25 protein-coding genes and 2 pseudogenes are annotated in these 23498 nt (G+C 58.1%); 7 read left to right on the top strand and 20 right to left on the bottom strand.

Going from position 1 to position 23498, the window contains the following annotated elements:
• The first annotated feature begins 140 nt into the window (after positions 1 to 140).
• Genes PverR02_RS16610 through PverR02_RS16620 form a run of 3 tightly spaced genes read left to right on the top strand, consistent with a single transcriptional unit; the run spans position 141 to position 3308 of the window.
• Positions 141 to 1067, top strand: coding sequence for a 4-hydroxyproline epimerase (locus PverR02_RS16610; RefSeq protein ID WP_017846347.1), 927 nt, complete (start codon positions 141 to 143; stop codon positions 1065 to 1067).
• A gap of 41 nt (positions 1068 to 1108) precedes the next feature.
• Positions 1109 to 2056 carry a dihydrodipicolinate synthase family protein gene (locus tag PverR02_RS16615; RefSeq protein ID WP_079443906.1) on the top strand — a complete coding sequence of 316 codons (948 nt, stop codon included), beginning with the start codon at positions 1109 to 1111 and terminating at the stop codon, positions 2054 to 2056.
• Positions 2046 to 3308, top strand: a complete 1263-nt coding sequence (locus PverR02_RS16620; RefSeq protein WP_079443907.1) for an NAD(P)/FAD-dependent oxidoreductase — start codon at positions 2046 to 2048, stop codon at positions 3306 to 3308. Before PverR02_RS16615 ends, PverR02_RS16620 begins: the two co-directional genes overlap by 11 nt.
• A gap of 67 nt (positions 3309 to 3375) precedes the next feature.
• Here PverR02_RS16620 and PverR02_RS16625 read toward each other — a convergent pair whose 3' ends face one another.
• The 8 genes from PverR02_RS16625 to PverR02_RS16660 form a co-directional block, all read right to left on the bottom strand.
• A complete protein-coding gene (locus PverR02_RS16625; protein WP_079443908.1) occupies positions 3376 to 4359 on the bottom strand; it encodes a GlxA family transcriptional regulator in 984 nt (327 codons plus the stop codon).
• Positions 4360 to 5026: 667 nt separating this feature from the next.
• Positions 5027 to 5182, bottom strand: a complete 156-nt coding sequence (locus tag PverR02_RS32415; protein ID WP_193791659.1) for a hypothetical protein — start codon at positions 5180 to 5182, stop codon at positions 5027 to 5029.
• Positions 5183 to 5364: 182 nt separating this feature from the next.
• Entirely contained in the window at positions 5365 to 6672 is a 1308-nt protein-coding gene (locus PverR02_RS16635) for a hypothetical protein (protein ID WP_152032020.1), read from the bottom strand.
• A gap of 151 nt (positions 6673 to 6823) precedes the next feature.
• Complete coding sequence (locus PverR02_RS16640) at positions 6824 to 8560, bottom strand: acetyl/propionyl/methylcrotonyl-CoA carboxylase subunit alpha (protein WP_017846358.1); 1737 nt, start codon at positions 8558 to 8560, stop codon at positions 6824 to 6826.
• The gene (gene pxpB / locus PverR02_RS16645; protein WP_017846359.1) at positions 8557 to 10158 is read right to left on the bottom strand and encodes a 5-oxoprolinase subunit PxpB; all 1602 of its coding nucleotides are present in this window, start codon (positions 10156 to 10158) and stop codon (positions 8557 to 8559) included. Before pxpB ends, PverR02_RS16640 begins: the two co-directional genes overlap by 4 nt.
• Positions 10158 to 10931 (bottom strand): LamB/YcsF family protein, encoded by a 774-nt coding sequence (locus tag PverR02_RS16650; protein WP_079443911.1) that lies wholly within the window; start codon positions 10929 to 10931, stop codon positions 10158 to 10160. The genes pxpB and PverR02_RS16650 overlap by 1 nt, the downstream gene beginning before the upstream one ends.
• A 15-nt stretch (positions 10932 to 10946) precedes the next feature.
• Positions 10947 to 11903 (bottom strand): DUF979 domain-containing protein, encoded by a 957-nt coding sequence (locus PverR02_RS16655; protein ID WP_046484272.1) that lies wholly within the window; start codon positions 11901 to 11903, stop codon positions 10947 to 10949.
• Positions 11900 to 12637 carry a DUF969 domain-containing protein gene (locus PverR02_RS16660; protein WP_079443912.1) on the bottom strand — a complete coding sequence of 246 codons (738 nt, stop codon included), beginning with the start codon at positions 12635 to 12637 and terminating at the stop codon, positions 11900 to 11902. The genes PverR02_RS16655 and PverR02_RS16660 overlap by 4 nt, the downstream gene beginning before the upstream one ends.
• Positions 12638 to 12863: 226 nt before the next feature.
• Here PverR02_RS16660 and PverR02_RS16665 point away from each other — a divergent pair, with 226 nt between their 5' ends.
• The 4 genes and pseudogenes from PverR02_RS16665 (at position 12864) to PverR02_RS16680 (ending at position 15468) form a co-directional block, all read left to right on the top strand.
• On the top strand, positions 12864 to 13541 hold the full coding sequence (locus PverR02_RS16665; protein ID WP_057004201.1) for a GntR family transcriptional regulator: 678 nt from the start codon (positions 12864 to 12866) through the stop codon (positions 13539 to 13541).
• Between the two features lie 101 nt (positions 13542 to 13642).
• Positions 13643 to 13768, top strand: a pseudogene (locus PverR02_RS32675) (hypothetical protein); the annotation flags it as partial.
• Between the two features lie 19 nt (positions 13769 to 13787).
• Positions 13788 to 14327, top strand: coding sequence for a hypothetical protein (locus PverR02_RS16675; RefSeq protein WP_079443914.1), 540 nt, complete (start codon positions 13788 to 13790; stop codon positions 14325 to 14327).
• 391 nt (positions 14328 to 14718) lie between these two features.
• Positions 14719 to 15468, top strand: coding sequence for a DUF2971 domain-containing protein (locus PverR02_RS16680; protein ID WP_079443915.1), 750 nt, complete (start codon positions 14719 to 14721; stop codon positions 15466 to 15468).
• Between the two features lie 39 nt (positions 15469 to 15507).
• On the opposite strand, the gene PverR02_RS16685 is transcribed toward PverR02_RS16680, so the two are convergent.
• The 12 genes and pseudogenes from PverR02_RS16685 to PverR02_RS16735 all read right to left on the bottom strand — a co-directional run bounded on the left by PverR02_RS16685 (position 15508) and on the right by PverR02_RS16735 (position 23497).
• Complete coding sequence (locus PverR02_RS16685) at positions 15508 to 16722, bottom strand: acyltransferase family protein (RefSeq protein WP_079443916.1); 1215 nt, start codon at positions 16720 to 16722, stop codon at positions 15508 to 15510.
• 70 nt (positions 16723 to 16792) lie between these two features.
• Positions 16793 to 17296, bottom strand: a complete 504-nt coding sequence (locus PverR02_RS16690; RefSeq protein WP_079445018.1) for a lysis system i-spanin subunit Rz — start codon at positions 17294 to 17296, stop codon at positions 16793 to 16795.
• Positions 17296 to 17613 (bottom strand): DUF6527 family protein, encoded by a 318-nt coding sequence (locus PverR02_RS32680; protein WP_079443917.1) that lies wholly within the window; start codon positions 17611 to 17613, stop codon positions 17296 to 17298. Before PverR02_RS32680 ends, PverR02_RS16690 begins: the two co-directional genes overlap by 1 nt.
• Complete coding sequence (locus PverR02_RS16700) at positions 17610 to 18119, bottom strand: glycoside hydrolase family 24 protein (RefSeq protein ID WP_079443918.1); 510 nt, start codon at positions 18117 to 18119, stop codon at positions 17610 to 17612. The genes PverR02_RS32680 and PverR02_RS16700 overlap by 4 nt, the downstream gene beginning before the upstream one ends.
• A gap of 61 nt (positions 18120 to 18180) precedes the next feature.
• Positions 18181 to 18630: a tail fiber assembly protein gene (locus tag PverR02_RS16705; RefSeq protein WP_079443919.1), complete on the bottom strand. Its 450-nt coding sequence runs from the start codon at positions 18628 to 18630 to the stop codon at positions 18181 to 18183.
• Between the two features lie 4 nt (positions 18631 to 18634).
• The gene (locus PverR02_RS16710) at positions 18635 to 19660 is read right to left on the bottom strand and encodes a gp53-like domain-containing protein (protein WP_407691842.1); all 1026 of its coding nucleotides are present in this window, start codon (positions 19658 to 19660) and stop codon (positions 18635 to 18637) included.
• A gap of 5 nt (positions 19661 to 19665) precedes the next feature.
• A pseudogene (locus PverR02_RS33155) lies at positions 19666 to 19852 on the bottom strand (hypothetical protein); the annotation flags it as partial.
• The gene (locus PverR02_RS16715; protein WP_079443921.1) at positions 19852 to 20460 is read right to left on the bottom strand and encodes a YmfQ family protein; all 609 of its coding nucleotides are present in this window, start codon (positions 20458 to 20460) and stop codon (positions 19852 to 19854) included. The gene PverR02_RS16715 and the pseudogene PverR02_RS33155, both read right to left, overlap by 1 nt.
• Positions 20448 to 21488: a baseplate J/gp47 family protein gene (locus PverR02_RS16720; RefSeq protein ID WP_079443922.1), complete on the bottom strand. Its 1041-nt coding sequence runs from the start codon at positions 21486 to 21488 to the stop codon at positions 20448 to 20450. The genes PverR02_RS16715 and PverR02_RS16720 overlap by 13 nt, the downstream gene beginning before the upstream one ends.
• Entirely contained in the window at positions 21478 to 21876 is a 399-nt protein-coding gene (locus PverR02_RS16725; protein ID WP_079443923.1) for a phage GP46 family protein, read from the bottom strand. Before PverR02_RS16725 ends, PverR02_RS16720 begins: the two co-directional genes overlap by 11 nt.
• The gene (locus PverR02_RS16730; RefSeq protein WP_079443924.1) at positions 21873 to 22385 is read right to left on the bottom strand and encodes a phage baseplate assembly protein V; all 513 of its coding nucleotides are present in this window, start codon (positions 22383 to 22385) and stop codon (positions 21873 to 21875) included. The genes PverR02_RS16725 and PverR02_RS16730 overlap by 4 nt, the downstream gene beginning before the upstream one ends.
• Positions 22382 to 23497, bottom strand: a complete 1116-nt coding sequence (locus PverR02_RS16735) for a phage baseplate assembly protein (protein ID WP_079443925.1) — start codon at positions 23495 to 23497, stop codon at positions 22382 to 22384. The genes PverR02_RS16730 and PverR02_RS16735 overlap by 4 nt, the downstream gene beginning before the upstream one ends.
• Between the last annotated feature and the right edge of the window lies 1 nt (position 23498).

Below are 23498 nucleotides of genomic sequence, written 5' to 3' on the forward strand. Positions count from 1 at the left end.
GCTGTCGAGCGTAGAAAACTGTGCTGAATTCGTCATCCAGCCCGGCGCAAAACATCAATCGTCGCAGCGCTGACGCGTTCACGATATGGCCACTGCATGCCTATCCCATCGGCCAGGCTCACCCCTGAACGGAGCGTGTCATGAAACGACTGCACGTCATCGACTCTCACACCGGCGGCGAACCCACGCGCCTGGTGATGGACGGATTCCCCGCACTGGCCGGCAACAGCATCGCCGCGCAACTCGACAACCTGCGCACCCACCACGACGCATGGCGCCGCGCCTGCCTGCTGGAACCGCGGGGCAACGATGTGCTGGTGGGCGCCTTGTATTGCGCGCCGGTCACACCGGGCGCCACCTGCGGCGTGATCTTCTTCAACAACGCCGGCTACCTCGGCATGTGCGGCCACGGCACGATCGGCCTGGTTGCCTCGCTGCACTATCTGGGACGCATCGAGCCGGGCGTACACACCGTCGACACGCCCGTCGGGCCGGTGGCGGCCACACTGCATGCAGACGGCGCCGTGACCCTGCGCAACGTGCCCGCCTACCGTTTTCGCCAACGGGTAGCGGTGGAAGTACCCGGCCATGGCGTGGTCCATGGCGATATCGCCTGGGGCGGCAACTGGTTCTTCCTGGTGTCGGAGCACGGCCAGGCGCTGCAGATGGATAACGTCGACGCCCTGACCGACTACACCTGGGCGATGCTCAAGGCCCTCGAACGCCAAGGCATCTATGGCGAAGACGGCGCACTGATCGATCATATCGAGTTGTTCGCCGATGATGCCCATGCCGATAGCCGCAACTTTGTCATGTGCCCGGGCAAAGCCTACGACCGCTCGCCCTGCGGCACCGGCACCAGCGCCAAGCTCGCCTGCCTGGCCGCCGATGACAAACTCGCGCCGGGTGAAACCTGGGTACAAGCCAGCATCACCGGCAGCCAGTTCGAAGGCCGCTATGAATGGGACGGCGAACGCGTGCGCCCGTACATCACCGGTCGCGCCTACATGACCGCCGACAGCACCCTGCTGATCGATGCGCAGGACCCTTTCGCCTGGGGCATCTGAGCCCTGCATGGTTTGACTGAATATTCCAAGGAGTTAGCCCCATGAGCGACACCATCTTCACCGGCTGCATTCCCGCACTGATGACCCCGTGTACCGCCGCGCGCAAGCCGGACTTCGACGCCCTCGTCGCCAAGGGCCGCGAATTGATCGATATCGGCATGAGCGCCGTGGTGTATTGCGGCTCCATGGGCGATTGGCCGTTGCTCACCGAAGCCCAGCGCCAGGAGGGCGTGGCGCGCCTGGCCGCCGCCGGCGTGCCGACCATCGTCGGCACCGGCGCGGTCAACAGCCGTGAAGCAGTGTCCCACGCGGCGCATGCAGCCAAGGTCGGCGCCCAGGGGTTGATGGTGATTCCCCGCGTGCTGTCCCGTGGCGCTTCGGCCACCGCGCAAAAGGCCCACTTCGGCGCGATCCTCGACGCTGCGCCTCACCTGCCGGCGGTGATCTACAACAGCCCCTACTACGGCTTCGCCACCCGCGCCGAGCTGTTTTTCGAGCTGCGCCGCGAGCACCCGAACCTGATCGGCTTCAAAGAGTTCGGCGGCGCCGCCGACCTGCGCTACGCCGCCGAACACATCACCTCCCAGGACGATAACGTGAGTTTGATGGTCGGCGTCGATACCCAGGTGGTACACGGCTTCGTCAACTGCAACGCCACCGGCGCTATCACCGGCGTCGGCAACGCCCTACCTCGGGAAGTGCTGCAACTGGTGGCGCTAAGCAAGCAAGCCGCCAAGGGCGATGCCAAGGCACGTCGCCAGGCCCTTGAGCTGGAGGCCGCGCTGGCGGTGCTGTCGTCCTTCGACGAAGGCTGCGATCTGGTGCTGTATTACAAGCACCTGATGGTGCTCAATGGCGACCACGGCTACGCCCTGCACTTCAACGAAAGCGACCAGCTCAGCGCGGCCCAGCGTCGTTATGCCGAAAGCCAGTACACACTGTTCCGCCAGTGGTACGCGAACTGGTCGGCTGAACAGAATGTCGCTTGAAACCCCTAGCGCCGACATCGCCGTGGTCGGCGCGGGCATCATCGGCGTCGCCTGCGCCTTGCAGTTGGCACGTCAAGGGCGCCAGGTCGTCGTCATCGACGCGCAGCCCCCCGGCATGGGCGCCTCCTATGGCAACGCCGGCCATCTGGCGAGCGAACAAGTGTTCCCCATCGCCGACCTGTCGATCCTCAAGCGCTTGCCCACGATGCTGATGGACCCCATGGGCCCGCTGCGCCTGGACTGGAAATACCTGCCCCGCGCCCTGCCCTGGTTTGCGCGTTTGCTGCTCAACCTGCGCCCGGCCAGCTACCGGCGCACGGTCGCCGGCATTCGCGCACTGAACGAAGGCAGCCTGGGCGCATGGCAGCGCCTGCTGCAAGGCATCGACCGGCCGGAGCTGCTGCGCGAAGACGGCTCGTTGCTGGTGTTCGAGCGTGCGGATTCGCGAGGGGCCATCGACGCGCTGCAGCAACGCATGGCGCAGCAAGGCGTGCCGGTGGCGTTCTGGTCGGCTGACACCATTCGCAAGGCCGCGCCGCAGTTGAGCGAGCACATCCAGGGCGGGCTGTTCTTTGCGGGCACCGGGCACTTTCTCGACCCCTATCAAGTGGTGTGCGAACTGGTGAACGCCGCCACAGCCAACGGCGTGCAATTTCTCACCCGCCAGGTGCTGGGTGGGCAAGTCGACGCCCAGGGCGTCACGCTGACCACCGATCAAGGCCCATTGGCCGCACGCCAGGTGCTGATCGCCTGCGGAGCCCACTCGGCGAAACTCACCGCCGCCTTGACCGGCAAGCACGTCCCCCTCGACACCGAACGCGGCTACCACCTGATGCTGCCCCACGAACATGAACGCCTGCCCTTCGCCGTCACCTCCCTGGAGCGCAAGTTCATTATGACGCCCATGCGCGGCGGCCTGCGCCTGGCCGGTACCGTGGAATTCGCCGGCCTGGAGCGCCCGGCGAATATGCAACGCGCCTGGCAGCTGCATCGCCTGAGCAAAGGGCTGTTCCGGCAAGACCTCAATGCACAGGACGCGACGCCATGGATGGGCTTCCGGCCCTCCCTGCCGGACTCGCTGCCGATCATCGATCGGGTCGCCGACGGCAAGGTGTTGCTTGCGTTCGGGCATCAGCATCTGGGGTTGACGCAGGCGGCGGTGACTGCGGAGCTCATCGCGCAACTGGCTTCGACGCGGCCGCGGCTGTCGGGTTTGCCGGAGTTGGAGGGGTATCGGTTGGCGCGGTTCTGAAACGTATGATGAGAATCAGCACTCCGTGATCATGACTCGTCACACGAAAAATCCAACAACCTCCACGCTACTTGACCAACCTCTTTTCCTTCGACGGCCTGTAGCCGAAATACGAGCTATAACACTTGCTGAAATGACTCGGCGAAACAAACCCGCACGCCACCAGCACCTCCACCTGCGACAACTCAGTGTGTTGCAACAGCCGGCGCGCCTCGGTCACCCGCAGTTCCATGTAATAGCGCTGCGGCGTGGTGCCCAGTTGTTCCTTGAACAGCCGTTCGAGCTGGCGGCGGGAGCGGCCGGCGTAGACGGCGAGCTGGTCGAGCTCCAAGGGTTCTTCGAGGTTGGCGTCCATCAGTTTCACCACCTCGCGTAACGGCGCGCTGACGCAGATGTTTTCCGTCGGTTTGATGCGCCGGTAGCGGGACTCCTCAAAGGCCAGGATATCTTCGATACCTTCGACCAAGGCCTTGTCGTGCAGGCCCTTGATCCAATCCAGCGCCATGTGGAAAGCGCCGGACGGACTCGAGGCGGTCAGGCGGTCGCGGTCGATGACATACGGTTCGCTGGTGACGTGGGCCGCCTTGGACACTTCCGCCAGTGCCGGGCGATGTTCGGGGTGGATGGCGCAGCGGTAGCCCTGCAACAGGCCGGCGCGGCCGAGGAACCAGGCGCCGTTCCACAAGCCGGCCAGGCTGACGCCCTGCTCGGCGGCGTTGCGCAGCAGGTGGATGAAGTCGTCGCTGGCCTTGAGTTCGGTGCGAAAGCCGCCGCAGATCACCAACAACTCCAGCGTTTGCAGGGCCGCCACGTCGAGGCGTGCATCCGGGCGGATCACCAGGCCCAGGTCGCTGATGACTTCGCCGTCGCCCCAGCCGAACGTGCGCGATGCGAACAACTCGGGGCGCAACAGGTTGGCGGTGACGAAGGTGTCGAGGGTCTGGGTGAAGGCCGGCAGGGAGAAGTGTTCGAGCAGCAGGAAGCCAACGCGGGTGGCTGACGCTGGCTGGCCGGGTGTTTCATTGAGGTAGCGCAGGTTCTTGCCTTTCATGCCACCGCTGAATTGACGTCTTTCCATCGAGGGTCGGCCCTCTCTTATTGTTGAGGCTGTGGGCGCCATCTTAGGGGGAAATGCTGCGGCTGTCTCAGGTGGCGCGCCGTACCCTCAAGACATGGTTCACCTGCTGATCTTGATAAACCCAGCCCTCTCCAACCCCCCGGGCCAAAGCGTTGCGCGCGCATCTGATACGGTTTTTTCTTTACTATCTGCGCCTGTATCGAAATGTCATCGAGGCGGACAATAGGGCCACTCCCGACACCCTTGTCGAGCGCGACAGGAATGTTCCTGCCGCCCCCTTCCCTTCGGAGGCCTTATGACCAAGATGGCAATTTTCCTGTTTGGCTTTTTGGTGCTAACCATTGGCATCGGTCTGCTGGCGACCATCTCGCCCGTTTGACGTCAGCGCAGCCCCGGCACTCAACGCGAAAACAGCCTCGGGTACAGCGACAGCACCAGCAAACTGGCCATCGACACATTGGCTCAAGCCTTTCACAAAGCTTTCACAGGTGAACGCCTAGTGTTGTTTCAGCTCCTAGAGAAACACCTTTTAGCCCGCTCTCCCCATCGCGGGCTTTTCTTTGCCTGTGATTTAAGCCAGGCAAAAAAAGGCAAGCCACGCCTCATCAAGATGAATAGCGTGGCTTGCCCCAATAAGCCGTTACTTAACGCAGACCGGGACCGCCCGGACCGCCATGGCCACCGCCCTGACCGTGGCCACCACCACCACCACCACCACCACCACCACCACCACCACCACCACCACCCGGCGGCATGAATATCCAGCAGCCCGACAGGGACGATAACAACGCGACAATCAGTGCCGCCTTAGTTAGATTGTTCAACTTCATCACAACACTCTCTAGTCACAAGCTTTAATGCTCGATGGATAAGACCGCTCAAAATGAAGTGCGTCACGCCTATCGTGTAACTTGATGGTATTGAATGTATTGGAAAGGCTACAAATACCTGGTCGCTATAGGCTGATAGCGGTGCGACTCACTGAGGGCGAAGATCGGGAGTCTTGGGCGTTTTGATGTCCCAGACGTTAGCGTCTCGATGAAGCTGTTCCCACGCACGAACTTTTAGACGAGCCCCGTTAAAAACGCGCACATAGTTTTCATATTTTATCTTCGCCGCAGCCTGAGGCGATAATGTCGCAAACACCGGATCCAGGATCTTAGAAACACTCTTATAGTCTTGGGCGGCCATTAATTTTCCGGGGGCAACGGTCATTCCGGCACCTGGAAGAGCCTCGAACTTGTTGCGCCCGAAAATAACGGTATCAGAGCCCCAAAGAATCCGGTCCTGATATTTATCTAGAAATGCAATCCATTCTTCAGTCGATGGCATTGCTGAGCCAGGATGAAGAATCGTTTCCTGTACGATATCCCATGAGATATCGACCAGCCAATTATTGCAACTATCCAAGACTCGACCAACGATTGCCAAGTGATCTTTTGTAGGTTTGACGAATCGCCCCAAACCGGTATGAGCCCAAATAGTGACCGTTTTGGGGGCCGTTGAGCACAGCGATTTCAGTTCTGCCTCATAATTCCGTTCAGGGTGGAGAGCTTTTACTTCACCGGTGTGTGTAACATCCGAATCATAGACATCGTTGTGAAGCGTCGCCACGAGCCCTATTTCGCCAGCTTCCTGGAGAAGGCTGGAGAGTGATTCTGAAGTCAGGGACATCGTCTCGTCAGCGCTGTGAACGTCCGATGGAATATCGCCTGCGGCAGTGTGGCTGATTGGCTCACCCGCGATTTTCTTGGAGACGACTTCTTTATGAATTGTAAACTCACCGATCCCAACAAATGCCCCGGGGTACGTGAGTATCGCCCGTTTCAGATGCTGAACGGCATAGCGATCCATGGGATTAAATCCCGTGATCATGAGATCTAATCGTTCTTGGTACTCCCGGGGCAGTTCAAGATATTCCTTGGCGTACATGGCATCGGCGAATGCATAGTAATAAAGATCTGACTTCGGCCCAATATAGTAGTTCGGCCCGAACGCATCCCCTCCGGAATTTGCTTGGTACCCCTCAAAACTGTCCCATCGTTGTTGCAGTGGCAGTGGCATCACGACCGAGCGCGTGATACCCGTCGACATGTAGTTGTCTACCAGATTGCGCAGCGTTGTGCCTTGGAAGGCATAGTTGGAAATATGAAAGTGAGAATCCGCGAGTGGCTCAGTAGGTTTGGTGAAATCAGCGCTGCGCTCTGGCGGTGACGAACACCCCGATGCTACTGCCATAAAAGCAACCAAAGCTGTCCGTTTCATTTGAGTTGCAACATCAATCATTTATTCACCCCGCCTAAAAAATCACAACCTTCAACCAAAATTGAAAGCTCGTTATAAGCCGTATCTGTTTTCTTGCCGGTTAACGTCCATTTACAACAGCGAATAATTCAGTCGTCTTGAGCCGAGCCCAGGGCGAACGAGTCGACTCTCATCAACTCACAATTTTTGCGATTGCAATGCCTGCGGCGACGGTCGAGCCCACGGACACCGTTAGGGTGATGCGTCCTGCGCGGTGTGCCGTGACTTGCATTTCCATCTTCATCGCCTCCATGGATGCGAGGGTGTCGCCCACAGCCACGTTGTCGCCGTCGGCGACGTTCCAGGACTGCAGGGTGCCCGAGATCGGGGCTACAACGGCGGCGGCATCCGTCGAAATGGAAGACACATCAGCCCCCTCGCGCTCAGCAGACGGCGCAGTGGAATGTAGCCCGCGCAGCAGTTCAGCCGGCAACCCGAGCGCAATCCTTCGGCCATCGATCTCCACGGCCGTGCGTACCAGCGCGATATCGGCCAGCGGTTCAGGCCGTACAGCGGCCGCCAGCGTGTCGGCAAAATCTGTCTCGATCCAGCGCGTATGCACGCTGAAAGCATCGGCTGATGTGAAATCGGCGTGCGCCATCACCGCCCGGTGAAACGGGAGCACCGACGGCACCCCTTCGATTCGGAACTCCTTCAGCGCCCGGCGCGCGCGGGCTATAGCCTGGGCACGGGTGGCGCCAGTAATGATCAACTTGGCCATCAGCGAATCGAATGTACCTGGGACGGTAGAACCCGACTGCACGCCGGTATCGACGCGCACGCCGGGCCCCGACGGTGCCTCGAACAGATGCACCAACCCCGGCGCGGGTAGAAAGCCGCGCCCCACATCCTCGGCGTTGATGCGAAACTCGAAAGAATGACCGCGCGGCTTCGGCGTCTCGGTGACCGACAGCGGCAAGCCATCGGCGATGCGCAGTTGCTCGACGACGAGGTCGATTCCCGTTGTCTCTTCGGTCACTGGATGCTCGACCTGCAGGCGCGTGTTGACCTCCAGAAACGAGATTGTTCCGGAAGGACTCAACAGAAACTCGACAGTCCCCGCACCGACGTAGCCTGCCTTCGCGCACACATCGCGCGCCGATTGATGGATGCGCTCACGCTGCTCATCACTGAGGAAGGGCGCGGGGGCTTCTTCCACCAGCTTCTGGTTGCGCCGCTGCAACGAGCAATCGCGCGTGCCGAGCACGACGACATGGCCGTGCGTATCGGCGATCACCTGCGCCTCGACATGACGAGGCCGATCGAGGAACTGTTCAACGAAACACTCGCCACGGCCGAAAGCAGTGACCGCTTCACGCACCGCCGACTCGTACAATTCGGCAACTTCGTCGAGCCGCCATGCGACCTTCATACCGCGGCCGCCACCGCCAAACGCCGCCTTGATGGCGATCGGCAGGCCGTTCTTCTCGGCAAAGGCCACGACCTCCTGCGCATCGCGCGCGGGCTCCGACGTGCCAGCCACCAACGGCGCACCGACAGCCAGGGCGATCTTGCGCGCCTGCACCTTGTCACCCAGTGCCTCGATGGCTGCCGGCGAAGGGCCGATCCACTTCAGGCCCGCGCCAATCACGGCCCTGGCAAAAGTTGCGCTTTCCGAAAGGAAGCCGTATCCGGGGTGTACCGCGTCGGCGCCACAGCGGTCGGCCACGGCGAGCAGCTTTTCGATGTTCAAGTAGGTGTCGGCCGGGCGCTGGCCGTCAAGGCCGTAGGCCTCATCGGCCATGCGAGCGTGCATCGCGTCGATGTCGGCGTCGGCATACACCGCGACGGATTTCACACCATAATCGGCACAGGCGCGCACGATGCGTACAGCGATCTCGCCGCGGTTGGCGATAAGAACTTTCTTCATGGGGTTTCTCGCAGGTCGGAAGAGAGGGCCGCGGTGAACGCGCGTATGGGGTTGAAGCGCACCTGCGCACCGATGGGGATCTGCCCCGCACGGTCGAGGTGGTAAGGGGCGACAGCGCCGATCACTGGGTAGCCACCGGTCAGCGGGTGGTCGGCAAGGAAGAGCACGGGCTGGCCGCTTGGCGGCACCTGAATCGCGCCCAACACGGTGCCTTCACTGGGCAGTTCGGCGATCTGTGCGCGCATCAACGGCGTTTCACCGGCCAGACGCAGGCCGACGCGGTTCGATTGCGGCGTCACAGTCCACAATTGGCTCGCCAACAATGCAATGGCCTGCAGTGTGAACCAGTCGGTGCGCGGCCCCATCACGACATCGAGCACCACGGTCTGCGTCGTTGTCGGGAGATCGGCACGAGGCGTTTCGGGCGCGCCGACGATGGAGCCATGCGTGACCACAGGTACCGGCAAAATGTCACCGGCTTTGATGGGCGGCGGACCGACCTGCGCGAGCGTGTCCGTCGATCGACTTCCGAGCACGGGCGCGATCGCGAAGCCACCGCGCACCGCCAGGTAGCTGCGGATGCCGGCACGCGGGTCGCCAAGCGACAGACTGTCGCCATCAGAAAGTGCGATGGCTTCATGGCCTGGCACACGATATCGAGCGCCGTTCGCACGCGTGAGTTCGATCGGCGCATCGGCACCGGTGAAGGCCACCACCGTGTCTGCGCGGCTCGTGATTTGGAAACCACCGTAGACGATCTCGACGCAGGCCATGTCGCTCGCATTGCCGACCAGACGGTTGGCCGCGCGCAGTGCGCCCTTATCCATCGCCCCTGAGGCGGATACGCCCTGCCCGGCCAGACCCTCGCGCCCGAGATCCTGGAACAGCGCCTGCAGGCCGGTGCTACGGACAACAAGCGCCGGACCATTGTGGAGCGGAACCTCGACGGGGCCAGGCGACGGCGCTGGCAAAGCTGAAACCTGCCGCCCTGAAACATCGACGAAACGTACCTTGAAGCCCGGTTGCAGCAGCGCGGGCACGTCACGGCTTAGGTCCCACATCGGCGTGGCAGTCACGCCGATGATCTGCCACCCCCCCGGACTGGCCTGCGGATAGACGCCGCTGAAAGCGCCGGCCAACCCCACGGCGCCCGCGGGGATGCGCGTGCGTGGCGTAGTGCGACGCGGCACGTTGAGGCTTGGGTGGCCGCCGCTCAGATAGGCGAACCCAGGTGCGAAGCCAGTGAAGGCAACGGTGTAGTCGCAGCCGGTATGGCGGCGAATCACCTCTTCGCGCGAGAGATCAAGCATCTGCGCGACCTCGTCAAGATCCTCTCCTTCGTAGGAGACCGGAATCTCCACGCGAGTGGTCGCACGCTCGATCTGCGCCGTGAGGTCGCGGCGGCTGATGCGCGTGACGAGTTCATCATGCGTCACCGTGTTAGGCCGGAAGTGAACCATGACCGTGCGCGCGGCCGGCACGAGTTCGACGATGCCATCGATGGGCTCGGCCTGTAGTGATGCAAGCAGCGCCAGCGTCTGCGACAAGTCATCCAGCTCGACCAACAGGGCGTCGAGATTAGCGGGCAGAAATCGCATCACGGTACGACTCCCATGTCGACGAAAGGAGCGACCTTGACGCCCGAACGCTCAAGCAGCGCACGCACTTGCCGCGCCATCTCCACCGCGCCGGGGCTGTCACCATGCACGCAGACCGAATCGGCCTTAAGGCGCACGATGCTGCCGTCAATGGCCGTGACCACACCCTCGGTCGCCAGGCGAAGCATGCGCTCGGCAACATCCTGCGCATCGTGCAGCACGGAGCCCTTCTCGCGGCGGGAGACCAGCGAACCGTCCGGCATGTAGGCGCGATCGGCAAAGGCTTCAGCCACAGTGCTCAGCCCGCTTGCCTGCGCCCAGCCGAGTAGCGGCGAGCCGGCCAAACCGACCAGCACCAGCGACGGGTCGATTGCGCGGATGGCGGCAATCACGTCGTGTGCCTGGCGCTTATCGTGCGCGATGGTGTTGTAGAGCGCTCCGTGTGGCTTGACGTATCGTACCGACGTGCCGGCCACCGCAGCCAACCCCTTCAGCGCGCCGATCTGGTAGATCACGTCAGCCTGCAGGTCGGCGCTTGCCACGTCCATTTGGCGGCGGCCGAAACCGACGAGGTCGGGATAGGCGACGTGCGCGCCTACTGCCACGCCGCGCTCCGCCGCTTGACGTAGCGTCCGCAGGATACCGGCGGCGTCGCCAGCGTGGAAGCCGCAGGCCACATTGGCACTGCTCACGATGCTGAGCATCGCGTGGTCGTCACCCATGCACCAGGCGCCCAGGCTTTCACCCAAGTCACTATTGAGGTCTATCTTCATGTTGTTTTCTTTCCTTTAGCGAAACATCAGGAAATACAGGATGAAAACATTGCAAGTCAGCAAGGCCAGCGCCGTGGGCACCTGCGCGCGGATCACCGCGTTTTTGTCGGGCAGTTCGAGTAGGGCCGCCGGTACGATATTGAAGTTGGCTGCCATCGGCGTAAGCAAGGTGCCGCAATAACCCGAGAGCATGCCGATGGCTGCCATAAGGGCCGGGTTACCGTCGTACATGCCGACCAGGACTGGCACCCCGACGCCCCCTGTCATCACGGGGAAGGCGGCGAAACCGTTGCCCATGATGATGGTGAAAAGCGCCATGCCAACCACGTACACCATCACCGCGAAGAAACGTACATCCATGTTGATGTAGCTGGTGGTGATATGCGCCACGGCCTTGCCCACACCGGCGTCGGAGAATACGAGGCCCAGCATGCCGAGCATCTGCGGCAGTACCAGCGCCCAACCGAGCGCATCGGTCAGCCGACGCGATTCGCGGATGCCTTGCATCGGCGTTTCGTTCGTCATCTTGCAGACCAGCGCAAGCGCGACCATACAGCCCAGCCCTAGGCTTACCATCGTGGTGTTCTTCGGGTCGAGCAGCGGTATGCCGCCAACCACGAGGTACTTCGCCGACAGCGTGCCGATCATGGTCACGGCCGGGATCGCCAGGGCGGGGATGAAAAGTTTGTTGCCCAGCAGATTGGCGCTGGCCGAGTACTCCGCCGCCGAGCGGGCCACGTGACGGCCAATGCCGACACCGCCGAAGGCTGCAATCAGCGCCATCACCACAACACCGACGCCGACCCAGACCGGCGGCAACTGGTCGCCGAGCAAGAAGACGAGCGAATAAAGGCCCCAGAAAAAGGCACTGGAATAGCGCTTTGAGTGCTGGCGATCCATGAGCGTCATCACCGCGGTGATGGCGAGGATGGCACCGACGAGGTAGTACAGGTGCGTGATCGTGAGCGTCATGGTCGGGACTCCTTGCCTTCGACTGTGACGGTTGCAGCCGCGGCGCCGCCGGCCATTTCGCGCATCAACCAAGTGTCAAGCCGGCGCAGGCGCCAAGCATGGATGGTGAATGCGCAAACAGCTGTCGGAATCCCCCAGAGCGCGACGCGGATCGGCTCGACTTCGATGCCCGCCTCACGCAAGAACGTGGTCATCAGCACGATCGCGCCGAAAGCCACGAAGATATCTTCGCCGAAGAACAGGCCGACGTTATCGGTCGCTGCGGCATACGCTCGCAGCTTGTGGCGAACCTTCTCCGGCAGTGCCCCAAAACGGGCTTCGGCAGCACCTTCTGCCATTGGCGCGAGCAGCGGTCGCACCATTTGTGGATGGCCGCCCAGGCTGGTAAGACCGATGGCTGCGGTCATCTGGCGTGCGCCAAGGTAAACAATCAGCAAGCGGCCCGCAGTCGCGGACTTGATGCTGCTGATCCATCGCTGGGCGTGCTGGCGCAAACCATAACGCTCGAGCAAGCCAATCACCGCCAGCGGTAGCAGGATGATCAACGGCAGGTTACGCGTCTTGATGAAGCCTGTGCCGATGGCGGCAAGAATCCTGTCGACCGGAAAGTGCGCCGCGAAGGCGGTGACGACGGCCGTGACAATCACGACCAACATGGGATTAAAGCGCAGGACGAAGCCCACGATGATGACGACGACCCCCAGCAAGGGCCACAAGTTGATGTCAGTGGGCACGGGCGTTTCTCCAAGTTGTTTGAGTTATTTTCTTAGATCACTCAACTATCTTCATCCGATTGAATGATCATTTCAACAGAATTGTTCAACAATCCAACACGGATAATAAAAAGCAATATGCATGCCAAAATATGGATCCGTTTCAGCCCTACAGGAAAAAGCGACACTGCGAGTAGGGCAAAACCTGCTAGAATCCAATCGCCCCTGCCACTCAGAAGTCCGCTCGATGCCCCTTCCCGCCTCCCCTTCATTCGTAGCCCAGACGCTAAACGAGCGGATCGCCGAACAGTTGCGTCAGCAAGTCACCCAAGGCGAATTCACACCTGGGCAACGGCTGTCCGAGCAGGTGCTCAGCGAAAACCTCGGCATCTCGCGAAACACCCTGCGCGAAGTGTTCCGGACGTTGGCTAAAGACGGCCTGTTACGACACGAGCCCAACCGTGGGGTATTCGTGGTGGTTCCCAGCATCGCGGCCGTCATCGACATCTACCGCGTGCGACGCCTCATCGAATGCCAGGCGTTGGCAGAGGCTTACCCGCGCCACCCGGCGAAGAAAAACATGCGCGCAGCGGCAGAACAGGCCCAACGAGCACGGGACGCGGGGGACTGGCTGGCAGTGGGCACAGCTAACATGGACTTCCATACGGCCGTCGTTGAACTTGCAGACAGTGAACGCTTGAACGCCATGTTCCGACGCATACTTGCAGAGCTACGGCTGACTTTTGGGCTGTTGCAGGACGCCGAGTTCTTGCATGAGCCCTACGTCGATATGAACTTTCAGATTCTTGAACTCGTTGAACGCAACGAGATGGCCAAAGCTCGCGACGCAATGCTTGAATACCTCATTCATTCCGAACGCATTGTTTTGGCCGTCTACGCGAGGCGCCCTTCCCAGGAAGGGTGAAAGCTCCGACGTCCACGCAACATCTGCCCCACACAGCCGGTCGACTGGTCGATACAGTTAACCAAGCGGGGCTCCTTCAGAAATTTTTGCCGCCCTAGCGCATGAGCGAAGAACTGCTAGACATAGTGCCCCTGTGGCAGGATGACCTGGTTGCCTTCACCATCGGCTGCTCGTTTTCCTTCGAACAACCGCTCCTGGATGCCGGCACTGCCCTCAACAACAACGAATGGATGCAATGGACAAACAATGAACACAGCTCAACGGTCGATTCAGCAGTACATAAACGCCAAGGACAGTAACCGCCCGCATCTGCTGCGCCAGGCTTTTATGCCGGATGCACAACTGGAGATGGTGGTACACACGGGGTCTATCTCGTTTCCACCCCACGTTGAAGGCCTCGAGTCCATCGGCGACGTGCTGGTCAGTCGCTTCGGTCAGACATTCGAAAACGTCTATACCTTTTGTCTGGGACACCCACCGGAGCCGGATAGCAAAACGTTCCAATGCCAATGGCTGGTCGCTATGTCCGATAAAAACTCCGGCGAGGTCCGAGTCGGTTGTGGTCAATATGGATGGCAGTTCAATCCCGAGTCGGGACTTGTCGAGCGGCTCACTATCACCATCGAGCATATGAAAACCCTGCCACCTACCGATCTTCACACCATCATGGAGTGGGTATCCCGCCTGGACTATCCATGGTGCCGCCCAGAAGCATTAGCGAGCAACGCTCCAGACATAGGCACCCTTGAAGAGGTGATCCAGTACGTAATCCGGTCAGAACAGTGAAGTTGCGGAACACATCTGAAGCGTTGCGGAAGGGATCGTAAATCGCAGGTATAAAAAACCCCGTAGACGGTAATCTACGGGGTTTTTAAGAGTGGAGGCCGAGGTCGGAATCGAACCGGCGTAGGCGGATTTGCAATCCGCGATTAACTCTTTATTAATCAATAGCTTACATGATATTTAATTCCGCACATCCACGAGATTAATTCCGCTGAACCTCAATATCTGCAAGGGTAAATATTCTAGTTGCGGAACTGTTTTTTACTCCTGAGCCGCTCTACGCTGTCCACTCTCTCACCTACCGCAGTACACTTAACCTGCTCTGTGGCTTCTCGAACCAGGCGAGCGTCGCTCCCCACCAAAACACAACCAGCACATACCGGCGAAAACATTTATGATTTTATATAAGTATGTAACCTTCCAAACGCTGGAAATAATTCTTTCAAAACACACACTTCGCCTTAAAAACCCCACACTATTCAATGATCCATTTGATTGTGGTGCGACGCTTCATGAGGAGATGGGGCCCGATTGGTCTACCAAACATAGATCAGCAGCAATAACTAACGCAATCAAAATGAATCAACATAGAAACATGTGCGGAGTATTATGCCTTACTAGAAACCCACTCAATATTTTAATGTGGGCGCACTATTGCTCAGATCATACAGGTGCAGTCATCGGAATTGATGTGGGAATAGCTGGCCTGGAAGACGAAAGCCAATTCATAATCAACGCTAAAAACGGCTCAGTCATTTATACCTCAGTACGCCCTTCTGCTTTAGATATAGAGATACCACCAAAAATAGACTCTAAAACAGATCGCTCGATTTTAGAAAAAATGTATCTTCAAAAATCTACTCACTGGGCATATGAAGAAGAAGTAAGGGTAGTGAAAGTGATCAATCCAAATTTTACCGTCCTTGCAAGCCTCACGGAAGGAAAATCTCATGAGGATATCTCGATACCGCCCCGTGCAATAAAAGAAATATATTTTGGATACCGCCACAATCATGACTCGCTAAATACCGAAACCGCTAAAAAAACCAGCACTTCTGATAAAAAGTCAGCTAACCCCCATATTAAATTCAATCGATGCAAACTCGACGGAGTTACATGGGATTTAAAATCCACACCTGAATGAATGTATGGATTGAAAAATATATCTATTACTCCAGTTCTACTACCGAGTTGGCGAGTCACTACGGATTGCATCCCTCTGGATGCTGCGCGACTGTGTAGACCCAGTCAGCCGCGCAGCTAAAACCTCTGTATAGCGCATCGCTGGCTTCTCTATAAAACGAAATGTCAGACCGCAAACTATTATCATGATAGGAGTTATAAACGCAATTGACAACCAATGTTGTATGGCAGAAAACTCCATGGCAATTGAGAAGCCCAATATAAACTTGAACAAAACATACAGAAATAAACCATGAAGTAGGTAGATGCTGTAGGCCATTTCCCCCAATGCGCGAGAAATCCTATTTGACAATAATCCAAACAAGGTATTCCCGCCCGCAATCAAACAAAACACAACCACAAGCATATACGTAGGCTTGGTCTTTGTATAAAGGTACGGATACCGGACAACAATATAGATCAACAAAATGCAAATCATCCAAGAAGCTAACCTACCCTTTGCAAACGTTGTGAACCTCTCCGCCCGCACAAAAACAGCAGCCGCTATGCCGCCTAAAAACAGCCACTGGTACTCTTCCTGCAGGTAGTACATACCGAAGGCCACTGCACAAATAGAGCTAATTAATAGGGTGACCTTAGGAACCTTCATACCCACAAGCAAAGCAAGAACGGGCAAAGACACATAAAAAAACCATTCGTAAGGCAGTGACCAAGTAACCCCGGCATTAACGATAATGGTTTTATCTAAACCATTTAAATCGGGGCTACCAAATATTGTAAAGCCTAACCATTTCAGTGTGTCAATTGCTGTTTTTTGAATCGGCTCCACTGGCTGCCCATACGTGACAGCAGCGACAACGCCAAAAAGCAAAAGCATTGAAAAAATATATAAGGGCGTTAGACGCAAAAACCTGGAGACATAAAGTCTTACCCAATCGACTCCAGTGCCTCTTGAATCCAAAATTTTCGAGAAGAACAAAAAGCCGGTAATCATAAAGAAAAGTGCGACCCCTCCTTGCCCCAGATGTACAAATAATTGGGATGCTGGCGCTGACCAGGCGCCAGTTTTTATATACTGAAACCATATGTAGGAGTGGTGCAAAAATACAAATACCGCCAAATAGCCTCTAAGCCCATCAATTGTCAAAAACCGTCCATGCATTGCAGGAGGCACTAAGGTTTTTGAAATGGTAGAAGTAGTGAGCAGTGCTAATAGAATGACGACCAGCGCAGCTGCGGTGCTGATAATGTCCACTGGATGCCTTAATAAGTATTTTTAGAGGTGGTAACCGTATATTACAGGTATACGCACTGATCTGGCACCCCTACCTCAAAGCTCGCACGTAGGCCTGGCAGGCCCGCAGCGCTATTAAGGCATTATCCCCATCGCCGGTGATGGCGATAATTCTCTGAGCATGCGCTGGGTCAAGTTGGGCTCGACTGGCTCCATGAACCATGCCGACGGCTCCGGCGGCGGCAGGCACGTTGCAGGCACTGGCTGACCCCGCTGCGTCGATAAGGACTGACAACCGCACACCAGCAGTGGCAAGGCGATCGCGCAGAGCAGCCTGGGTACGTTGGGCATCGGACAATTCCTTCGTGTGTTGTTGGTCCTGGGTGGCGAGCTTCTGCTCGGTGGCCAGGCGCTTGTCCTGCTGGGTACGGGCCTGGGCGGCGGCGGCATTGCTGATCGCGGTCAAGTCATCCTTGTGCAAAACTTCCTGCGCGGCGAGCTGCTTGCCCATTCGCCAGTCCTGCACCTGCCAGGCGCCTCCAAAACCGATGGCAATTGCCAGCAGGATGGCGGCCAGGATCTGCCCAGGCGTCATCATTGCTGATCCTCCCAGTCAGGTAGGTCAACGGTATGTCCAGCCAACTTGTGCGTACAGTCACTGAGGAATTGAATGCGCCCGTCGGTCACGAACGAATGGCAAACCCGTGGACCGTCCGACCAGTTGTAACGAACCAGCACTGACGGCGTGAAGGTAGGTAGCTCGGCGTTTCCGTTGTAACCCCAGCGAGGGCCGGGGCCCGTACCGGTGGAAATGCCGTGGACCATGTCACAGCCCGGGCACTCGAAGAACAGGTCCCCCTCTTTGGCCTGAGCTAATACCCGTGACAACCTGGTGAAGCCGGTGCCGCTCATGCCAGCACCCCGCCCGCCAGCCGGTACTGTTTCAGCAGATCCTCAAGCCGATGCTCGCGTTGACCATATCCCGCGCCGGGCAGGCTGGCCCAGATGTTCCGGCACTTCGCGATAGCCGTTTCGATCCGCCCGGCCACCACGTCGGGCAAAGCCCGGCACTCACGAATGTGCTGCAGCGCCAGAAGGTCTTGGCTGATCGGGCTGAAGTCCGGCAGCTTGAGCAGCGCCTTGTAGTGCGGCCAGTCCTTCAGCATCTGCTGGTATCGACCGGAAGCATTGGACGTCAGCCCCTTGCTGTTGATGACCTTCGACGCGCGCTCCTTGGCGAACGGGTGATCTGTGAAGTCCTTGAAGACCTCGGGCTTACGATCGGCGCCGGTGACGATCACGTCGTAACCATCCATGGCAGTGGCCGGAGATGTGCTGGTGCCCTCGCTCCAGGCGAGCATGTCGAGGAACGCCAGCGCGTTACGGCCGCCGGCGAGTGATTCGGAAAGTCGTGCCATTGCTTTTCTCCAGGCGAAAAAAAACCGCTCAGCGCGGCGTCATTGATACAGCGCGGAACTATTATGGGATGTCTGGCCATGCAGGAGCCTGAGGCCAGCCATCAGATGACGTAATACGCCCCAGTGCGACGCTGTATTGGCGCCAGGCTTTAAGCTGGGCCTCGCACACAGGCAGCTCAGCAATCTCTGCGGCGGATGGCTGTTCGCTTTTGTCGCTCAAGAGATAATTCAAGGTATCAAGCCGCCCGACGAGCAGCAGTATTTTCGCGTTCGCAGTCGTTTTCCTGCTCTCCAATTCTATATCGGAGCGCGCCGCAACCTGCTCTGGAGGAACTGTACGATCCACGAGTACTGGACGCCCTTCTGAGTTGATGGCGATTACCTTCAACGATCCCTGGCCAGCCAATAGCGCCGACCTTTCTTCGCCTGTAACCTCAATTGAGTCTTTCGGAATATCCGAGTTTATCTCGTCATCATAAAAGCCGCATGTATCAGGGCTATAATAAAGCATTTATTTATCTTCCTATGCAGATGTAATCAACGCCAGACGTCGCCGGAGTAGAAGTCGACCCCTGATTCATGCCAACAGTTACAGTAGACAGACTTTTCTTATAGGCCGTTGCGCTCAACGAGTTTGAGCCTGTTACTGCTGCATTAATTTGAGCCGTTGCGATTGCAGCAAAAAATGAATTGGGGAATGAAATAGGAAGCGTGACATCTACGATCGTATCATCTCCAATGCTCGCATTGCCCCACTGAATGATAAAACCACCAAGCCAATCCGGAAACTTCAGGTAGCCGTTTGCAGCAAACAGGGATGCAAAACCAAACTTAAGTTTTTTAGCTGTAATGGCCCCAGCATCATCAGTGCCAGTGTTAGTCGCCGCCTGCGTTGCAATTGCTACGGTTCCTTGAGCCGACTCCGTAGCTTGTCCGAGCAACGGTTGCAGGCGATAAACATTGTTATCTGTACGGCTCTGAATGTACGGCTTTGTTACATCCGCCGAAACAAACCCTATAGTAAGTGCATTGTCAGAAAACGGGAACGTCGCGCTTGACTGAGCTTTCGTATAGGCGTCTGTAATACCATAGCCACCCAAAGTTGTAGCGCTATTGGCCTTTGGCAAAAGGGATGCATCAATCTGCGACTTTGTATATGCGTCAGTAATCCCATATCCGGACAGAGTAGTGGCCGGAATCGCAAGCCTCACGATTGTCGTGTCGGAGTGCAGGATATACGGCGCAGTTTTTGACCCCGATACGAAGCCTGCAGAAGTAGCAGTATCGCCAAAAAGATATCCGGCAGTTTTCTGCGCCAGCTTCTTAGGAGTTACAGCCTTGGTATCATTTGTGCCCGCGGCTACTTCTTCCTGGGTTGCGATTCCGATAAATCCAAGAACGCTCTCGCTTGCCGCACTTAACGCTCTCTGCAATCGGTACAACAAACCATCTGTTTTACGACGAAAGTAGGGTAAGCTCGGATCATCCGAAATAAAGCCCACATCAGTTATGAAGTCTCCATTCACCTTTGCTTCCACCACATCGGCCAGCTGACTGACATTACCTTCCGAAGGCTCCAGCCCACCAGCTTTTATCGCATTAATTAATTCGTGTGTTACTGCGTTACCCCACTCAGCCGGAATTAATGACCCCGGCTGTCCCGTTGCAGTATTCTCGTCAACGAACTCCCCGTTAACGAGACCGATATTTGGAACACTTTTTGGAAAGTCCATTAATCAATGACCCCATAGTTGATCTGTTCGATTGTATGAGCAGGTGCCCCGCGACGAATAACGCACTCGAGGGCACCACTAGGATTGGTACCGAAGCGCTCTCCCCAGAAACTCGCCCCAAATCGCCGCCCCAACCTTCTGCGCGGCCCGGAATTGAGCGTCCACATAAATTGCGCAGCCCAAGTACCAAAATGAGCTTGGCCAAAACGCGAACGACCAAAACGCGGTGCTCTGTGTTCCGTAATAGTCGCTTCCGGGTATCCTTGTCGGATGGCAAGCTCAACAAAGTAGGCCGTGCTCTGGCCACCGACGGCTACCAGGCGTTGGCGTACTGCCAGCCGCCGATCCTCAAATGCGGGAGCGGCGCCTAGACACGGGTCTGGCAGCCCCATTACTTGCTCCCAATCGGAAACCAATTCGTTCACACTGGACGGGTCCATCTCATTGATCAGGTCGAACGCCCGCGCATCAATCCGGGCCAGCTCAAGCGACATTCCCATCAGAATCTTTTCAAGCTCCGGCACCAAGTCGGGATCCCACGCCGGCCCAGACGGCAGCAATGCTCGCAGCTGTGATCGGTATTGCGCCGCATCTCTTACGCCAGCCATACACAGCCCCCGTAAGTAAGCAGTTGATTAGCCGCCGCCGGGACATCAGCAAGGGGAGCGATCAACTTATGGTCATTCTCACCGGTAGAACCGCTAATAGCCTCGCTTATGTGCGTTAACAGTAACGTTTCACCAAGACCGCCCTCTCGACTGTGCAGATCAATCAATTGAGCCTCTACAGCTGCACGAACCGGCCCCGTATCTGGCGTTAGGCGAATGCGATAAATCACAGGGACGGGCGTGGGAGGAAGCACATAAAGCTCCGCAGTTACCTGCCGCAATAGATCGATGTATTCCCGTACTTCCGCCAACTGGGCAGCATCAGGAATAGGGTCGGCATCACCGTCGCGCATAAAAAACACCCCGACGGTACCGGGCCCCATATAATTTCGTCGGCACCAGGCGCGGGTGACGCCAGGACACTCCAAAGCCCAGGTCTCGTAGTCGTCCTTCGAACCCCCGTGGGGAACAACTCGGTATGAGCGAACTACCCGGACTCGCAGCGATTCGATGCTCTCCAGTGCGATGCCTCCGATCAGCCCTGGGGCCAGCACGGTGAAGGTAACCGCCACCCCTTCAATGGGCTGAACGAGTGTCAGCACCAGGCCTGGGTCAGCGTTTCCAATCACACCCGCGTCTACGGCCTCAACGGTGACGGTGTTGGTACCTGCGACAGTGGTCTTACCAACAGTGACCTTGTAGGTCCGGCCATCACCGGCCTGTAGCACCGCATCAACATCCACTACGGCCAAGGCCGCGGCCATGAAGCTCACCTGCCCTGACGCTGGCTGAGCCGCTTTGCGTGGCTGGTTTAGGCGCAGACTGGCAATACGTTCCAGCGTCTCTTCATCAGCAGTATCAGGCAGGATTTGGTCAGCAATCCAATCAAGGTACCCATACAGGCCATACGCTGTACCGCTCAACGCCCTGGCCAGCACCTGAGCATCTGAGCGCCGCAGTGCATCACCAGCCAGGTCGCTCTGCGTGCGGCTGACCAGCACGGGAAGTGATGGAGTTTCAAACGGCATAGATCACCTGCCACAGTTGGCTTGAGTTGATTTTCAGGCGGGCGCCCGTAAGAACGGTGAGGATCACTTGCAGGTTCAGACGGTAGCTGTCGGCGCGCTCGCTGATCACCTCGACCTCCAGTACCTGGTTGTCATCGAGCAACCACTGCAGTGCCTCGCGTGCGTAGAATTCGGCGTCTCGCTGGGTATCCGTCGTGAGCTTTACCCGACGCAGTAACCACAACCGGGATCCGATCCGGTCATCAGCAATTGTGGGATAGCTATCACCCCACCAGCCGAAGCGTTCATCGTCATCCACGGGGTCATCGGTCGCGGCACGCCGCCAGGTGAACAAGCTGATCACCACGGCGCGAACCAATGAGGTTTCAAGACTCGGTTCGATGGTCATCCGCCACCCCCCACAGGGACACCAGTCTGGCCATTGCCGGGCTGGGTGCCGCCATGACGGTGCTGAATCTGACTGATACCACCCGCCACCTGGTCGCCCTGCGACACGATCTGCCCTGTCTGGGTCAGCAGCGGTGTATCGATATTCACCGCCGTGCTGGCCTTGATGTTCAGCGTCTCGGTTTCGATTTCAATGATGCGGCCACGCTTGAAGTGCACCTTGTCGCCTTCATCCGTGTAGATGGCCACCTCCCCCGGTTTCAATTCTTGAATCCGGTACCGGCGATCAGCGACCACCAGCAGCACGCCGTGGGAGCGATCGCCACCGATGAATGCAGCAATGCCTTCGGCGCCGGCTAACGGGTTGCTGGTAAAGCCATAGGGTTCGAAATGTTCGAGACCGTCCTTGACCTCACCTGCGGTTAGACGCATTTGCAGGGCCTGGAGCTTCTTGGCGGAATCCACCAGGACGACGGTACCGCGCACCAGCATTCGGTTGAGTAGGCTCATTCGGTGGGTTTCCAATCAGCGGGCAGCAAGTATTCGAAGTTGTCGGCCTTGCCGCCCTTCTTGAGTTTTCTGTCCTTGTGCGGGTCATGGGGTTCAGGCTCAAACCCATCCGGCGGCCCCACCACCATCGTGGTGATCGTACCTTCAGGCCCCAGTGAATAAGTGACCTCGGCAATCAGCATGTCGCGGTCAAAACCGATCACTGGATCAACGACGCGCACCAGCATGTTGTGACGCCACAGCGCGCCGTTCGATTGCCTCCAGCCCTGCACGTTGTAGGTGGTGCTCAAGGCTTTGCCCATGCGCTGGCCGCGCTCCCAATTGGCTCTGCTCTGGGCCAGCGTGGTCGTCATCTGGCCGCTTTCATGGATGATCAACACGCGCTTACGTGTGGTCCGATCATCGCTGACCGAGGCAGATACCTCTGCCGTCTTTTCGCCGAAGTCGTCATCGGTGCCACTGCGCTGCCCAAGTACCTGGTATTCCGAGAACACAGTGGAAAAGTCCAACTGCGTGTTGCCTGCCAGCACATTCTTGCCGAGCTGGAGTGCGTCCACCGCCCTACCCTCACTTCCCGGTTTAGCGAGTACCACCATCCCCTTGGCGTCATCGGTGGAGAACACACGGAACAGAGTTAGCAACCGATCAATGGACTCAAAAGCCGTTTCCCCGGGCTCGATCGTATGGTCTGACAGCTTGCCCGTTTCCGGAATCTCACTGCGCACGGCCAGCCCATAAGGCGCCGCCAGTGCTTTTACGATGTTGAGCACACCCTGATTTTTCCATTGCCCCGGCTTGTTCACCGCCGCGCAGTCCACCAGGTCAGCGGTCAACGAGCGGCCGGCGATCGACAAAGTGATTTGCTTGTCGTCGTAGCTGATCGGCGTGGAGAACACCCAGCCGGTGAGGATCAAATCCCCACCGATTCGCACTTGGCACTTGGCACCCTGGCGGATTGGGATCGAAATGGTTTGCCCAGGCCAGCGCCAGGTAATACTCAGGTTGAAGTCCCGGGCCTGGCGTTCCAGGCCCGCCGAGATCTCCACCGATTTCCAGCCGCCATAATCCAGGCCGTCAACGGTCAGGCTGACGGCGTTTGCGGTATCGAGCATG

Source organism: Pseudomonas veronii (assembly GCF_002028325.1).
In the GTDB taxonomy this organism is placed as follows: domain Bacteria; phylum Pseudomonadota; class Gammaproteobacteria; order Pseudomonadales; family Pseudomonadaceae; genus Aquipseudomonas; species Aquipseudomonas veronii.